This window comes from Enterobacter sp. 148H3, assembly GCF_034107425.1.
GTDB classification, from domain to species: domain Bacteria; phylum Pseudomonadota; class Gammaproteobacteria; order Enterobacterales; family Enterobacteriaceae; genus Enterobacter; species Enterobacter vonholyi.
In genome coordinates this window covers 31,526-45,439 of record NZ_JAWNEI010000020.1, presented here as the reverse complement: position 1 = coordinate 45,439, position 13,914 = coordinate 31,526, and the positions used below count along the sequence as shown (strand labels likewise).

The window sequence follows — 13,914 nt, the reverse complement described above, 5'->3', positions numbered from 1 at the left end:
GTAAGAAAGCAGTTACATCTTCGTTTTGAACTTTATTTAGAATGTCGGGTAAAATTGCATTTCTATATAATTGTTTGAAATATTCACTTTGCATTTCAGATGTAATTATATTGTTGCAGTTCTCAATAAAAGAGAAAAAACTATCGCTATATTCTTTTATTGTTTTTAAGGGGGTTGAAGTTAAAGTCTTACGGTAGGCTTTAATAAGGACTTCCCAGGGAGCGTGACATAATACAGCATTATTATAGATCATTACTGCAACTGGATGATCCTTGGAAAGTTCGAATAGTTTATCAGCGTTATTGTAGATTTTTTCTGAAAATCCATTCGTCGTAGTTACTGCTGAATCTGCAGCGAGAGCTACCCCAGATCTATTGAAAACTGCTATTTCTGCTGTCATGCAATTCTTCCTTAAGTTAAAAAATCATAATGGAATTAACTTATTAAACTGAAGATATACAATAAATAATTGATTACCAAACACTAACTTCAATACCAAGTGATTCTTACAATCTCTTACAAATGGAATAGTATTACAATCTTAATCACCCGAAACAACACCACTTCATAAGCTAGGTTTATCATGGTGAACATGCAAGCCATGCTTGAAGACCTAATCTTCACTCGTTCGGATACGCCCCTTAATGTACTTCTCATAGAGCTCATCTAATTCTTTAAGTCTAAGCGCAAAAATACGAAGCATATTCTTTTGTTCTTCTTCAGGGAGTTGCCTGTAAAGTTCTAACAGGCGTTGCTCGTCAGCCTTCAGCCCATTTTTCTCATTAACGTCTTCACCGAGTAGCCATGGCACAGAGACACCAGCAGCGTCAGCTACAGCTAGAGCCGATTTTTTGCTAATCACCCCTTTTTTGAACCAGCCATTTACAGATTGCGGAGTTACTCCAGCAATCCTCGCCATATCTGATTTGCTCATACCACGCCCATTCAGTTCTGTAAGGCGCTCGACAAGTGTCGGATTAAGTAAGGTTTTCTCTTTCATAGTTAGAAGAATAAGTCTTTTGCTTAAACTTGGAAACTCGCCTTGAGCTTGACTTTCAAGTAAGTCCAAGGCTTAATTTATCTGTCATTTTGAATGGAGATCGCAATGAACGGTTTAACTAAAGCTATCCAGATTGTTGGTACTGCTACAAAGCTAGCAAGTATGTTGGGAATAAAACCAATGTCTGTAAGTCGTTGGAAAAACCGCTACAGGGGAGTTGTACCGGCAGAAAGAGTGCTCCAAATATACAACACGACTGGCGTAACTCCCCACGAGCTGCGGCCCGATCTCTACCCAAACCCCACAGACGGTTTACCCAAACAGGAGCCTTAACAATGCAAACTGTTTCATTTCAACAGAGTAGCAGAGCTTCCTCTAATCGACTGATATTCCCGTGTCATCAAAGCGAATCGACAGCTCAGGGTATTGATCATCGCGATATTTGCTCTGCGGTCCGAGCTTGGGCTGCGGCAGAAGGGCGCGTAGCTGTTGCGCTTCAAATTCAAGAAGCTGCAGAAGAACTTCAGCTTAATGGCGTGGACTTCTCAGGCCAGGCCGATGTCTGGAACGTGAAGCTGTTCCGCTGGCTCGACAACAAAGAAGACTCCGCATCGTACCGAAAGAACGTCGAACAGCTGGTGCCCGCGATCATGTCTGTATTACCGCTTCGGTACCGCGACCGCGTCGTTAAAAACGACTCCTTTGCCTACCGAATGGCCAGGCTGGAGAAAGAGGTGAGTGAGGCGAAGCAAGCTCTGATGCTCGATGCACCGAAGAGGGAAAAACTGAAGGAGTTAGGCGAGGGGATTTATGAAATGTTCCGTGTCGATCCGGACCTTACGGCGCCGCTGTTGGCGATGGTCACAACCATGCTGGGGGCAGTGTGAAGACTTCAGAAAAGGCGAAAGCCGGTCTGCGCTAACAGAACCGACTTTCAGGTGCAAAAACGGAGTGTAATTGCGGAGCTAAGTATGTCAAACACAGCTGAAATTATCAATTTCCCCCACAGAACCGAACAACCGGGAGGTCGTATGGCCGACCTGTCGAACGGGTATACCAAGGTCGCTAACGAGATCCAACAGCTCAAGCCTCGTCTGAGAATGTCAGGCCGGGAGTGGCAGTGTTTTGAGGCGGTGATCTGGCTTACCTACGGCTGGAACAAGAAGCAGGACCGCGTTACGAACACGGTGATTGCCGAGCTTACAGGGTTGAGTGATTCGCATGTTTCTGATGTGCTCAAATCACTCGCTGAACGTAAAATTATATTCAGTCAAAAGCAGGGCGTGATGAAAACCGTCGGTATAAATACTGACCTTTCTGCCTGGATTTTAGACAAACCGAAAACGGGAAAAGTCTTCCCGAAATCGGGAAAAGTATTACCGAAAACGGGAAAAACCTTCCCGGAAACGGTAGACACCCAAGACTATAACAAGAACAATATTAAAAGATCCTCGTCTCGGAATTCTGACGAATCCCGAAACCAGAAAACTCAAAAGTTTCTCTCACGCCACCCAGAAGCCGCCGCCGGGATATACACCCCGGCAGGTAAATCATGGGGATCCGCTGACGACCTCAAGGCCGCTCGCTGGATTTACGACAGGCTTCTCACCGTCAACGCATCGCTATCGGAACCCAACTGGGCTGAATGGGCAAACACCATCAGGCTGATGCGTGTCCAGGACAAGCGCACCCACTTCGAAATTTGTGACCTGTTCCAGTGGGCCAACCGGGATGAGTTCTGGAAAGACAACATCTTGAGCCCATCGAGTCTGCGCAAGCAGTGGGATCAGCTCACCACCAAACGGCTGCGTGCAACCGCAGCGGTAAAACCATCCCGGAGCGGCATCGACCTGCACAATACCGACTGGATTGACGGGGTGCTGGAATGAAAAACATTGCAGAGAGCATTCGCGATTTTGACCGGGAACAGGCTCGCCGGGTAGCGCACAACATGCCTGAGCAGTACACCGAACGCGAGCAAACGCAACAGGTGGCCCAGATTATCAACGGGCTGTTTGTACAGCTGGCGGCCGCGTTTCCGGCAAGTCTGGTTAATCGCAGCCAAGAAGACGTGAACGAGATCCGCCGCCAGTGGGTGCTGGCCTTCAAAGAAAACGGGATCACAACCATGGAGCAGGTTGAAGCCGGCATGCGCATGGTGCGTCGCCAGGATCGCCCGTTCCTGCCTTCGCCTGGCCAGTTCATCAAGTGGTGCAGGGAAGGTTGCTGTGTGATGGGGATAACCACTGCTGACGTCATGGCCGAATACTGGAAGTGGCGCAAGCTGGTGTTCCGGTATCCGAGCAGTGAACAGTATCCGTGGCCTAAACCCATTTATTATCACATCTGCCTCGAACTGTGGCGCCGGGGAACCGATGGCCAACTGAGCCATAAAGAACTCGAGCGTGAAGCCAGCGATATTCTGGACATGTGGGAAAAACGGGTGCTGGCCGGGAAGCAGATTCCGCCTGTTCGTCGGGCGCTGACTGCGCCGCTATCGCCGAAAGGGCCGACACCGGCGGAGCTTCTGAAAGCCAAATACGAGCGGATGAAGGCCGATGGGAGGGTATAGGGATGAATTAGTCTGCTGTAAACGAGGAGCGGACGTTGAATATGACGACTATATGCTCTGTGCCTCAGGTGTTCCCTGATGGAATACCAATTTCCATTGCCCGCTCTCAGAGATTTCCCAGCATGAAGAACGAAGGGATGCATGACTTCCATCTGGATGGACCGTGCTGTAATGCAATATTGCGAAATTATCTCTAACGATGATAAGCCGGAAATCTCTACTAAGAATAGCTGGAGCGCTGTCTTCCCCCGAAAGGGCTTCAATAGTCTGTACACGATCAACTAATACTCCTGAGCGCGTTATTTCGCTAAATCTCTCATGGAGTATCTGTTCAAGCCATTTCCGATCTTTCCGCCTGCTGCCATGAAGAGAACATTCGAGTCTTTTTAACGTATCCAGTAGCATAGTATTTGCCCTCATCACAATCGAACATTAACTCTTAAAGTGACAATCGTTGGGATGCAACTTCCTTCCCCTGCACAGATCTAATGTGAAATGCGGCGCTGTTGATCTGCTATGAGCGTGTTAATCATCTAAATTACACAGTATCATGAATGGAATAATACGATGAATATTAGGACAAGATTAGCTCTACCCTCTGATATAAAGGGTATTTTTGACGTCAGGACTTCGGTTAAAGAAAATCATCTCAGTCGAGAAGAAATGGAGCGGATGGGAATTACCGAGAGCGTTGTCACCGATATGATTGAAAAAAGTTGTTGCGCATGGGTTGCTGAAGATGATGGGAAAGTGACTGGTTTTTCAATGATTTTGCCTGATGAAGCATGCCTTTTTGCGGCATTTGTTCTACCTAGATATGAAGGCCGAGGTTTAGGTCGCATACTTGTTGGACTCGCAGAACAGGAAATTTTCAAACATCATGAGGTGGCTTGGCTTGAAACCGACAAAAACAGCCGCGCGGCAGGATTTTATAGGCGGCTGGGCTGGATTGAGAAAGGAAATGTTAGCGAATCCGATATTAGATTAGAGAAACTTCGCTGCGTTTGAGCAAAGACCTCTTTCGTAAACGTCCGCTCTTGGCGCAAAGCTTACGTCTCAGCCTGTGTATGACCGTAAAATCTACCTTCAGGTGATTTAGCAGCTCTCGAGTTTAGTCAATGTTGCCTAATCACCATTACCAGGTTTATCGTAAATATGGGTGCCATCAGGGTCACTGTAGAACACCAAATTACGTCCGGCCATTTTTGCGGCATACATAGCTAAATCAGCACAATGAAGGGCTCTTTTAATGTCACTACCACACTGTGATAACTCGGCAACTCCTGCGGATAGTGTGATTTTTATAGAGCCCGGGAAGGTTGTATTCTCTACGAGTCCTCTGATACGTTCTGCTGCAGTCGAGGCTTCCTCCAGAGTCACATTAGGCAGAAAAATAATAAACTCTTCACCACCGAATCTACAGAGGATGTCATCTTGACTTGTTAACAGTCGGAGCATTTTACTCAGATTCACCAGGACTGAATCGCCACCCTCATGGCCATAGCGATCATTGATTCTTTTGAAGTGATCAATGTCGATGGCAATCACTGCATGTTTATCCGTTAGTTCATGCCTTTTGATTCGGGAATAGAAACCTTTTCTGTTATATAGTCCTGTCAATTGATCGGTCATCGCCTCATCACTCAAGAGACTCACCTGTTTGGTCATCATTATTAAATGTTGACTGAAAGCTTCCCTTATTTGTTCGGCTTCTTGATAACCAGTATTAAGATGAGCAAGATTCATCAGCGCTTTTTCACTGTCATTAGTTCGTGTATAACTGGCCAGTTTTTCAAGGGGGCGGGATATTACACCAGAAAAGAAAATTACAGTTCCTGTCGTCAGTATAAGGATGAAAAGAGTAAACCAGAATGCATTTATAATGGTTTCCAATAGAATGCGGGACACATTATCCGAAGTTCCTGAGATGAAGACTTTCCATTCGGCTTTCTGCATGCTTGCGTAGCCAATTAGATTTTGTTTTCCTTTTTGACTCTCTGTGAAATAACCATTATCTTCTTTGGTCAAACGAACTTGAGATAAAGGTTCAAAATCTATAACTTTACCAATCAATTTAGGATCTTTATTAAAAATAACGAGGCCATCTTTAGTGACTATACTTACATCGGCTTGATTTCCATAAAAGTGTTGGCCGAGAAGATCGCTAAGCATACTCTTTTTTTTCAAATAAATTGTGCCGCCCAGATAACCGAGATATTTTCCATCAGTTGAAATAATTGGTTGTGAAAGAAAAACGACATAGTTGCCTGCAACTGAAATAAATGGCTGGGATATAAATGCTTTTTGGGTAGTGATGGCTTGACGACTGGCCTCTGATTGCAGTTTTACACCAAGTAATTTCAGGCTTTCTGGAGAGGTTGCGGCAACTACTGCATTGGCTGTCACAATGACGACAGAATTGAAAAAACCAGACTGAAGACGAAGTCGATCAGCTTCTCCCTGTAACCGGACTCGGTCATGAAGATCTTTAATCAATCCAGCACTGTAAGAAAGCTCCTGCTGAGCGGTGCTTAAATATTGATCGGTCGTATCGGCCAGTTTTCGTGCATAGGCCACATTGCTCTTAAGCAGGCTTTCTTCAATATTTGCATTTTGGAAGATAGTCAAAGCGCTCAACAACAATAAAGAGGTGAGTAATATCCCTCCTACAGAGAGAATCAACATCAAAGTCCTGAAACGAAATTGTTTTTTTCGCATGAGAGTCAGCACATCAGAGGAGGAGGTAACAGTGTAAACAAGTTCATCCTTTTCACAAACTATCATCGGGTTGAAAGAAGCATTCAACAGCACAAATCAGCACTTTATTGCGCCGAAAGCATACCTGACCAAGGCTCAACCTCATAATGCATAAGGGCTCAGGTGAGGCTCATTATGTTCAAGCGAGCAATCTCCAACTGGTAGCAATTCTGCATGATTCATTGAACCCCTTTACTCTCGTAACCAGGTCGTGAATTTCTTGATGTATATCAACCCCGCGCTCTGTTTCTTTCTGAAAAACATAAAAATAATTGATTTTTACTGAAACTTAGGGATAGTGTCGCTGATTATTAGACGATCGGTCAATATTATTCTAGACTCCGGAAAATGAGTCATCATTCAACCCGAAAGACGAGGTAAAAGTGTTTAAATCGCTAGTCATCAACCGCACCGAAGATCGATACACTACTCAGATTGCTGAAATCGCCGAGAGTGAACTCCCTGAAGGAGATGTTACGGTCGACATTGATCACTCTTCAATCAATTACAAAGATGCTTTGGCAATTACCGGACGCGGCCCCATTGTCCGCCATTTCCCGATGGTTCCAGGCATCGATTTTGCTGGTACCGTGTCTGACAGCGCACATCCTGATTTTCGGATCGGTGATAAAGTCCTGCTGACCGGCTGGGGTGTGGGGGAAAAGCACTGGGGTGGGCTGGCTGAAAAAGCGCGAGTGAAAGGCGACTGGCTGACGCCGCTTCCGGCAGGCGCAAATAGCAAACACGTCATGGCTATCGGGACGGCTGGGTTTACCGCGATGTTGTGTGTCGACGCGCTGCTCAATCATGGTGTTAAGCCTGAAGATGGGTCCGTACTTGTTACCGGTGCCAGCGGAGGTGTCGGTAGTATTGCGGCCATGATCCTTTCGTCTATGGGCTTCCATGTGACTGCTTCTACCGGTCGGCCGGAAGAATCCTCGTGGCTATATAAAACGGTCGGGGTGAACGACATCATTAACCGTGCTGAGCTTTCAAGCCCGGGCAAACCGTTACAAAAAGAACGCTGGGCTGCTGCCATTGATACAGTCGGCAGCCACACGCTCTGTAACGCCTGTGCAGGGGTACGCTATGGCAGTATTGTTGCAGCCTGTGGCATGGCTCAGGGTATGGAGTTGATGGGAAATGTGGCTCCGTTTATTCTGCGTGGTGTTACGCTGAAAGGGATTGACAGTGTCATGTTCGCGAAAGAGAAAAGAGCGGCGATCTGGCAGCAGGCGTTAAAGCATTTGCCAGAGTCCAGGCTGGATAGCCTGACGACTGTATATCCGCTAAGTGAGGCCATCACTGTAGCCGAAAAACTTCTGAATGGCGGAATTCGCGGCCGAGCGGTAATTGAATGTAGCCAAATATAGATACGGAGTTGCAGATCGAACGAGGGGCCGCTACCGGCTCCTCTTTTACTGTGCTTCAGTTGCTTCCTGCGACGACTGGTAACGGACAGATGCTTTGAAATAGTTCCAGAAATCGTACACAGGTTGGGTTGAACTATAAAGTTTGGAACGCATAACGGCACCTTCCCAGCCACTCCAGAAAATAGCTGCCAGTTGTTTGTCGTTCATTTCGGAGCAAATTTCGCCTGAAGTTAGTGCATCGGACAGACAGGAAGCAACAAGTTCTTGCCAGTTCTCAAGAACATCTTGTAGCTGCTGGATAAAGGATTGTGGCAGTCCCGGACTTTCCTGCATCATATTTCCAACAAGGCAGCCTCGGGTAAAATTGTACTTTTTAATCCCGTTGCAGGCATCGTGGATAAAATTTTCCAGCCGTAACATTGGTGGGCATAAAGGTTCATGAAGATGTTTTTTAAGTTTATGCTCGAAGAAACTGTCATAGGCATGGAGGACGGCCTGCGCATACTCCTCTTTGCTCTTGAAGTAATAATAAAACGAGCCTTTAGGAACACCGGCATTTTTGACAATGGCATCGACTCCAGTTGCAAGAAAACCATTCTGCGTCAGCAACTCAAGACCGCTGCGGATCAGATCATTACGAGTATCTGCATAGGTGCTCTCTGTTTTCCGTGGTCTTCCCCGTCTGCGGATTTCACTGGTCATGGATCTTCTCCTACATGGTTAGCGGCAAAGAATAAGTGATTTTGCCTAAGAGCTACAACCAGTTTCACCTCGGCATTTTGAAGGGGACCGTTGCCAACTACAAGTCTTAATACCGTCCTACTTAATTCAACTGCAGCGCGTATGAGCGACCTTGCTGTCCCTCATGTCAAATTTTATTAGTGAGTGCAGCAACGAATTGGCTGCGCCCGCTTTGTGTACTTATCGGACATTACACTTTGCTTATCACAGAAGAATGTCTAAAGTTTCATTTTAACATTCTTTAAACTCATTAGATTCTGGCCAGAAGATCGTTAAAGATCCATTTTTATCATATTTTGAAAAAAGATTGCCCTGGAAGCAAAATATCCCAGCGGATTCTAACCACATCCATTCTTCTGGTTGTTCGACACCTGTTGCACAAATCCTTATCTCTAAAAGTTCGCCGCAACGTATTAAGCTTTGCAGTATCGCCTGTTTGGAACCGTCTTTATGTATGTTTTGGATTAGTTGAGGGTGTATTTTTAGCTTCTCAGGCTGAAATTTTGAAAGAAACAATAAACCTGCATTTCCTACACCAAAGTCATTAATAGCAACGCTTACACCGCAACTTTTGAGTATCTGCACTGAATGCGCGAACTCATCAACTTCAGGGATTATTTCGCTCTCTGAAAACTCAACTATAACTTGTTCTGGGTATAAGTTACTTTCTCTGATGTAATCGAGCAATATCTCAATCGCATTAGGTACCCTCAGTAAGGTTAAAGGCAGGAGTGTTATTGATACTCGTTGTGAAGAGGTAATGAAACTCCCTGCGATTTTTAACAAGTCTCTCTTCGATTCCAAATCAAAAAATAAATTATTGGCTTTTATATCGTCTTTATCTGATTTTGCACTCAAGACAAAAGAATGAATTTGAGCAGCCAGAGGGTCTATAACTGCATGCATGTCTTCGATAATATCGGGATCAACCGATGATACATTTATTTGATCGGATGAAAAAAACCAACTGAATCTATCAGGAAGTTCATAATAGCTGTCTGTCTCAGCAGAATCTATAAATGTACGGAAAAACCGTAATGCTCTGTCGTTGTAAAGCAATTTATGTTGGGTTGTTCCACGTTGAAGAACCCTGTCCAGACACTCTTCTTTACTGAATAGTCTTATATCAATTAATTCCATGCCTGAGCGACCAAATCGTCGATAGGGGGCATAATCGGATAAGAGTTCTACAATGTTAAAGTGAAGTGCATCCATACAAATTTTTTTATAGATTTGCATTACAGCGGTTTCATCTCCTTCCAGAAGCTGTAAGAAATGAACGCCATTAAAAAGTAAAACACCAGTTATCCCCGCACGTTCATTTCGGGAATTGGCTTCACTAACCATGTCAACTATGGATTGAATTGGTGTATCAGCTCGCAGGTGGCTTCGGTAGATGAGAGTGGTAAGCATAGTTGCACACTTTAAAGGATTTTCTACTAAAGTAGCATGCGAAAGGTCAGTTAGGGCTATTTAACTGAAAAATTTACAAAAAAGAGTCCGGTAACATTAAAATTGTCCATGAAGAGTAAAATGCTTCACAAAAAACCATTCAACAACCGTGGTTAAAGCCCGCGAGATATGTTTGGCTCTGCAACATAAAAATTGCCTGGTATGCGCACGTGACAAAGTAAAAATTGATTCTAAGATTTTGGTAGTGAAAATGATTACATGGAGTTTCGAATGGTTTTTATTGCGGCTTTAACTTTATCTTTTCTTCTGTGTGTAGCGGGCCTTATCTTCATTTTGCTGGAGTTAGTTAGCATAGGCTGCAACCCTGAACGACATTGAACAATACGTGCAAGAAATCCAGCAAAATCACTGATTGAAAGTCTCTTGACCTCAAGTTAACTTGAGCTTTTAAGATGGCGATTCTGGAGATAGTTAAAGGATTAGCCTAATGAAAGAGATTGATGTCGGTTTTACGCACGTTGCGTTTGTTGTTAGAGATTTGGAAAAAAGTATCGATTTTTACGGCCGTTATGCTGGCATGGAAGTCGTACACAGTCGAGAGCCTGACCTTCCGGAGGCACGTAAAGTCGCATGGTTAAGTGACCGAACTCGCCCTTTTGCGCTTGTCCTTGTCCAGGTTGATGCTGTGACTGACACCCCTTTAGGTAATTTTGGTCACTTGGGAGTAGCTTGTTCAAGCATTGAAGAAATCGACAATAAGGTAGCGATGGCCAGAATGGAAGGCATCTTGCGAAAAGAACCGACTCAGGCAGGCGAACCGGTAGGTTATTATGTCTTCTTCGCTGATCCTGATGGCAACACACTTGAACTTTCTTATGGTCAGAAAGTCGGGATCGAGGCTTTCCGTCAAGATGATAGAGTGCCTGCATCTCAGTAAATTTCGATAACCGGTTGGATTACATTACGCTTTGGTAATGTTTCATGTCGTTTTAGAGCTTGCTGACTAATTTTTTCTTAGTAACAGCAAGCTCCATAATCGCCTTTGCAAATTTTCATCTTATTAATTTCATTTCAAAATCAAAATTTAGTAGCGAAACTGCACAAAACTCTGGTGAAAGCTATTCAACATAACTGTTGATTGTTGACGACCAAATCTGAGTTCCCTCCCATAGCGTCCTTAATACAGATACCTGCAAGCCTGCAAGCCTGCAAGAGCTCCATAGTGCTAACACTCTTTAATCGTTGCAAAATCCGTGAGATACGTTTATAAATATACTGTATATGCATACAGTTGTTCGTTGCGGAGGGGAAAATGAAAATCGAGTTAACCATTGATCGCATGAAGAAACTTCCTGATGAAGCTATACCTGCACTCGAGTCAGAACTGTTCAAAAGGCTCAGTAAACAGTTCGACAATTGCCAGCTTACGATTAAGCGTGCCAGTAATGACAGTTTGAATGTTTTCGGGGGCGACAAGAAAGAGGTCGAACATATTGTGCAGGAGACCTGGGAAAGCGCGGACGAGTGGTTTTATTAATCGCGTGAATTTCACTGGAGCAGTTTCAAAGAGTATCGCTGTTTGCGTTCCCCTGGCTGTTCCCGATTACTGTTTACCGCGTCAATAAGTCGCTCTGGGGGAAATAGTGTGTAGTGCAGATGCCTTTAATGCAGATGATCAATGGTACGATGTGGTCAGAAGGGCCGATAAAGCAGTTATCTATAGCTTCCCGGCGGAAGGGAGATATCTGGTTTATCGAGTAAATGGAATAGTTTCATTACGACCGTTACTCGAAGAGGAAGAAATCTTCACTCTCAATGGGTTTATGCAATTTGCAAAACGGCTGGGGTACCGAGTTACACCACCGTCTGATATTATTCTTTCATAGGCCTGAACAACCTATACCTGATGCGCCACGGAGATAACCATGGCGCTAGAATTACAACTTATCAAACACCATTCAGGAATACTGATCCCGGCTACGCCCGAGACCAGCGATATTCTGCAATCAAAAACCCGGCTCGGCGATGTTCTTGTTGCCGAGTTCAGGCGGGTACGAAATCCGGCATTTCACCGGCGCTTTTTCGCGCTTCTCAATCTCGGTTTTGAATACTGGGAACCAACCGACGGGGCTATCTCGAGTAACGAGAGGAAGCTGATCACCGGCTACGCAAAATTCCTGGCTTCTTATGGCGGGAATGAGGGCGCGCTTATCGATGCTGCTGAACAGTATCTTGAGCAGGTTGCTTACCGGCGCGTCACGAATGGCATTAGCCTGTGCAAATCCTTCGATGCTTATCGCTCGTGGGTGATCGTCGAGGCAGGGCACTTTGATGCCATTCAGCTACCTGACGGAACACTCAAAAAGCATCCTCGTAGCATCTCATTCGCCAACATGGACGAGCTCGAGTTCCAGCAACTTTATAAAGCTGCGCTCGATGTCCTCTGGCGATGGGTCCTGTCCCGTTCATTCCGCAGTCGCGATGAGGCCGAAAATGTCGCCGCGCAGCTGCTTGGCTTTGCGGGGTGATGGAATGAAGAAGACCTGGTTCCAGCATACCGACTGCAGCACCGAACAGGCCGACGAATTGGTTAAGCGCTACAAAGCTCGCGGCGTGCGAGTAGAGCGCAGCCTTAATCCGGATTACGTGACCTGGACTGTAAGTGCATTCCTGCCAACCTCAAATACTCCAGCGCGCCCGGATAGCCGCTGGCGAAACCGGATGTGGGGGTGAGCGTGAAGACATATCAAATCACTTTGCCCTGGCCGCCGAGCAATAACCGGTATTACCGGCACAACCGCGGGCGTACACATATTAGCGCTGATGGCGTCGCGTACCGCTATGCGGTCGCAAGTGTCATTCGAAGCGCCCGGCTTAATATCCGCACGGCCGCACCAATTAAAATCCGCATTGAATGTTACATGCCCGACCGCCGGCGCCGCGATCTGGATAACCTGCAGAAAGCTGCATTCGACGCTTTAACCAAGGCGGGATTCTGGCTGGATGACTGCCAGGTTGTGGATTATCGCGTTGTGAAAATGCCTGTCATTAAGGGCGGGAAATTAGAACTCACCATTACCGAGCTGGAGACCGCATGAATCTTGAAAACACCCTCAAATATCACTTCGCCAAATCGACAATGATTAGCGACTCTCCGCGCGCTACGGCGTCAGACTCATTAACCGGAACGGATATCATGGCTGCGATGGGCATGACGCAGGAACGGGCAGCCTTGGGTTATAGCGCCTTTCTCGGGAAGATGGGTATTAGCAACAATGACCGGGAGAGGGCGATCGAATTGCTGGCCCAGTATGCGCTGACCAAGTGCGATCGGGTGGCTGCGTTGCGCAAACTGGATGCCGGGGTTAAGCCAATGGTGATGCATCAGTTGGCCAGCTTCGCGTTCGAGGACTATTCCCGCAGCGCCGCCAGCGTGAAGCAATGCGATGGCTGCAATGGGGAAGGGTTTATTGATGCTGAGGTCTACAGCATGAAGTCTCACACTCCGGCAAAAGAGAAGAAATTCGTGAAGATGTCTTTGAACATGGGCACGGAGGATATTCGTCCTTCTGAGTATGAGGTGCACAGGCAGGTCAGGGAGGTAGCGCGCGTTCTCTGCCCTCAGTGTAAGGGGAAGAAGGTAGTAAGCTGTGCCTGTAAAGATTGTCATGGCCGCGGGAAAGCTGTTAATCAGGCTCTTACAGAGCAGCAGGGCGTTCCGGTACTGGCTGATTGCAAGCGCTGCAGTGGGCGGGGGTTTGAGCGAATTCCATCAACGGAGGCTTACGCAGCTTTAAGGAAGATAACGGATGCAATCAGCCTCGATACATGGAAGAAATCTGTTAAGCCATTCTACGATCAGCTCATCACCAGGTTTGACATCGAAGAGGCCTGGGCTGATGCGCAGCTGAAGCAGATAACAAAATAGGGCGTGAATTTATCGTGAACTATTTACTTTTCTCGAATCTGTGGTAATTTTGCTCTAACGATGGGTTATTGCCTTCGTTTAAAGCCCTGCGGTTAACTCCGTGGGGCTTTTTGCTTAATAGCGACTTAAG

At 46.0% G+C, this 13,914-nt stretch carries 18 protein-coding genes and 1 pseudogene; 13 read left to right on the top strand and 6 right to left on the bottom strand.

The window, feature by feature from the left end:
- Both USH94_RS20820 and USH94_RS20815 read right to left on the bottom strand, forming a co-directional pair.
- Window positions 1-400 (bottom strand): annotated as a pseudogene (locus tag USH94_RS20820) (hypothetical protein); the annotation flags it as partial.
- A 213-nt stretch (window positions 401-613) separates the two neighbouring features.
- On the bottom strand, window positions 614-1,000 hold the full coding sequence (locus USH94_RS20815; protein ID WP_111965839.1) for a helix-turn-helix domain-containing protein: 387 nt from the start codon (window positions 998-1,000) through the stop codon (window positions 614-616).
- Window positions 1,001-1,105: 105 nt separating this feature from the next.
- Here USH94_RS20815 and USH94_RS20810 point away from each other — a divergent pair, with 105 nt between their 5' ends.
- The 4 genes from USH94_RS20810 (at window position 1,106) to USH94_RS20795 (ending at window position 3,572) form a co-directional block, all read left to right on the top strand.
- Window positions 1,106-1,333 carry a transcriptional regulator gene (locus tag USH94_RS20810; RefSeq protein ID WP_111965838.1) on the top strand — a complete coding sequence of 76 codons (228 nt, stop codon included), beginning with the start codon at window positions 1,106-1,108 and terminating at the stop codon, window positions 1,331-1,333.
- Between the two features lie 2 nt (window positions 1,334-1,335).
- Window positions 1,336-1,887: a toxin YdaT family protein gene (locus USH94_RS20805; protein ID WP_111965837.1), complete on the top strand. Its 552-nt coding sequence runs from the start codon at window positions 1,336-1,338 to the stop codon at window positions 1,885-1,887.
- A gap of 84 nt (window positions 1,888-1,971) precedes the next feature.
- Entirely contained in the window at window positions 1,972-2,889 is a 918-nt protein-coding gene (locus USH94_RS20800; RefSeq protein WP_181574053.1) for a replication protein, read from the top strand.
- Window positions 2,886-3,572 (top strand): replication protein P, encoded by a 687-nt coding sequence (locus USH94_RS20795; protein ID WP_111965835.1) that lies wholly within the window; start codon window positions 2,886-2,888, stop codon window positions 3,570-3,572. Before USH94_RS20800 ends, USH94_RS20795 begins: the two co-directional genes overlap by 4 nt.
- A gap of 48 nt (window positions 3,573-3,620) precedes the next feature.
- Here USH94_RS20795 and USH94_RS20790 read toward each other — a convergent pair whose 3' ends face one another.
- Complete coding sequence (locus tag USH94_RS20790) at window positions 3,621-3,977, bottom strand: DUF4440 domain-containing protein (RefSeq protein ID WP_111965834.1); 357 nt, start codon at window positions 3,975-3,977, stop codon at window positions 3,621-3,623.
- 162 nt (window positions 3,978-4,139) lie between these two features.
- Between USH94_RS20790 and USH94_RS20785 the strand changes: the two genes are divergently transcribed.
- Entirely contained in the window at window positions 4,140-4,580 is a 441-nt protein-coding gene (locus USH94_RS20785) for a GNAT family N-acetyltransferase (RefSeq protein ID WP_111965833.1), read from the top strand.
- Window positions 4,581-4,697: 117 nt separating this feature from the next.
- On the opposite strand, the gene USH94_RS20780 is transcribed toward USH94_RS20785, so the two are convergent.
- Complete coding sequence (locus USH94_RS20780; protein WP_414146660.1) at window positions 4,698-6,257, bottom strand: diguanylate cyclase; 1,560 nt, start codon at window positions 6,255-6,257, stop codon at window positions 4,698-4,700.
- A gap of 455 nt (window positions 6,258-6,712) precedes the next feature.
- Between USH94_RS20780 and USH94_RS20775 the strand changes: the two genes are divergently transcribed.
- The gene (locus USH94_RS20775; protein ID WP_069719096.1) at window positions 6,713-7,702 is read left to right on the top strand and encodes an MDR family oxidoreductase; all 990 of its coding nucleotides are present in this window, start codon (window positions 6,713-6,715) and stop codon (window positions 7,700-7,702) included.
- A 45-nt stretch (window positions 7,703-7,747) separates the two neighbouring features.
- Here the strand turns inward: USH94_RS20775 and USH94_RS20770 are convergent, their stop codons facing one another.
- Both USH94_RS20770 and USH94_RS20765 read right to left on the bottom strand, forming a co-directional pair.
- On the bottom strand, window positions 7,748-8,404 hold the full coding sequence (locus tag USH94_RS20770; protein ID WP_069719097.1) for a TetR/AcrR family transcriptional regulator: 657 nt from the start codon (window positions 8,402-8,404) through the stop codon (window positions 7,748-7,750).
- A gap of 270 nt (window positions 8,405-8,674) precedes the next feature.
- Window positions 8,675-9,856: a diguanylate phosphodiesterase gene (locus tag USH94_RS20765; RefSeq protein WP_111965014.1), complete on the bottom strand. Its 1,182-nt coding sequence runs from the start codon at window positions 9,854-9,856 to the stop codon at window positions 8,675-8,677.
- Between the two features lie 487 nt (window positions 9,857-10,343).
- Between USH94_RS20765 and USH94_RS20760 the strand changes: the two genes are divergently transcribed.
- From USH94_RS20760 to USH94_RS20735, 7 genes are all read left to right on the top strand, one after another.
- Window positions 10,344-10,793, top strand: a complete 450-nt coding sequence (locus USH94_RS20760) for a VOC family protein (protein ID WP_014884017.1) — start codon at window positions 10,344-10,346, stop codon at window positions 10,791-10,793.
- 375 nt (window positions 10,794-11,168) lie between these two features.
- Window positions 11,169-11,393, top strand: a complete 225-nt coding sequence (locus tag USH94_RS20755; RefSeq protein WP_069719100.1) for a DinI-like family protein — start codon at window positions 11,169-11,171, stop codon at window positions 11,391-11,393.
- 106 nt (window positions 11,394-11,499) lie between these two features.
- The gene (locus USH94_RS22570) at window positions 11,500-11,742 is read left to right on the top strand and encodes a hypothetical protein (protein ID WP_224065701.1); all 243 of its coding nucleotides are present in this window, start codon (window positions 11,500-11,502) and stop codon (window positions 11,740-11,742) included.
- Between the two features lie 39 nt (window positions 11,743-11,781).
- On the top strand, window positions 11,782-12,384 hold the full coding sequence (locus USH94_RS20750; RefSeq protein WP_111965015.1) for a DUF1367 family protein: 603 nt from the start codon (window positions 11,782-11,784) through the stop codon (window positions 12,382-12,384).
- Window positions 12,385-12,388: 4 nt separating this feature from the next.
- Window positions 12,389-12,589: a hypothetical protein gene (locus USH94_RS20745; RefSeq protein WP_111965016.1), complete on the top strand. Its 201-nt coding sequence runs from the start codon at window positions 12,389-12,391 to the stop codon at window positions 12,587-12,589.
- Window positions 12,590-12,591: 2 nt separating this feature from the next.
- Window positions 12,592-12,954, top strand: coding sequence for a crossover junction endodeoxyribonuclease RusA (rusA, locus tag USH94_RS20740; RefSeq protein WP_111965049.1), 363 nt, complete (start codon window positions 12,592-12,594; stop codon window positions 12,952-12,954).
- Window positions 12,951-13,784, top strand: a complete 834-nt coding sequence (locus USH94_RS20735; protein WP_111965017.1) for an antitermination protein — start codon at window positions 12,951-12,953, stop codon at window positions 13,782-13,784. Before rusA ends, USH94_RS20735 begins: the two co-directional genes overlap by 4 nt.
- Window positions 13,785-13,914 lie beyond the last annotated feature (130 nt).

Coding starts and splice junctions, on each gene's coding strand:
- USH94_RS20815 (WP_111965839.1), bottom strand. CDS start 1,000: ATGAAAGAGAAAACCTTACTTAATCCGACACTTGTCGAGCGCCTTACA.
- USH94_RS20810 (WP_111965838.1), top strand. CDS start 1,106: ATGAACGGTTTAACTAAAGCTATCCAGATTGTTGGTACTGCTACAAAG.
- USH94_RS20805 (WP_111965837.1), top strand. CDS start 1,336: ATGCAAACTGTTTCATTTCAACAGAGTAGCAGAGCTTCCTCTAATCGA.
- USH94_RS20800 (WP_181574053.1), top strand. CDS start 1,972: ATGTCAAACACAGCTGAAATTATCAATTTCCCCCACAGAACCGAACAA.
- USH94_RS20795 (WP_111965835.1), top strand. CDS start 2,886: ATGAAAAACATTGCAGAGAGCATTCGCGATTTTGACCGGGAACAGGCT.
- USH94_RS20790 (WP_111965834.1), bottom strand. CDS start 3,977: ATGCTACTGGATACGTTAAAAAGACTCGAATGTTCTCTTCATGGCAGC.
- USH94_RS20785 (WP_111965833.1), top strand. CDS start 4,140: ATGAATATTAGGACAAGATTAGCTCTACCCTCTGATATAAAGGGTATT.
- USH94_RS20780 (WP_414146660.1), bottom strand. CDS start 6,257: ATGTTGATTCTCTCTGTAGGAGGGATATTACTCACCTCTTTATTGTTG.
- USH94_RS20770 (WP_069719097.1), bottom strand. CDS start 8,404: ATGACCAGTGAAATCCGCAGACGGGGAAGACCACGGAAAACAGAGAGC.
- USH94_RS20765 (WP_111965014.1), bottom strand. CDS start 9,856: ATGCTTACCACTCTCATCTACCGAAGCCACCTGCGAGCTGATACACCA.
- USH94_RS20760 (WP_014884017.1), top strand. CDS start 10,344: ATGAAAGAGATTGATGTCGGTTTTACGCACGTTGCGTTTGTTGTTAGA.
- USH94_RS20755 (WP_069719100.1), top strand. CDS start 11,169: ATGAAAATCGAGTTAACCATTGATCGCATGAAGAAACTTCCTGATGAA.
- USH94_RS20750 (WP_111965015.1), top strand. CDS start 11,782: ATGGCGCTAGAATTACAACTTATCAAACACCATTCAGGAATACTGATC.
- USH94_RS20745 (WP_111965016.1), top strand. CDS start 12,389: ATGAAGAAGACCTGGTTCCAGCATACCGACTGCAGCACCGAACAGGCC.
- USH94_RS20735 (WP_111965017.1), top strand. CDS start 12,951: ATGAATCTTGAAAACACCCTCAAATATCACTTCGCCAAATCGACAATG.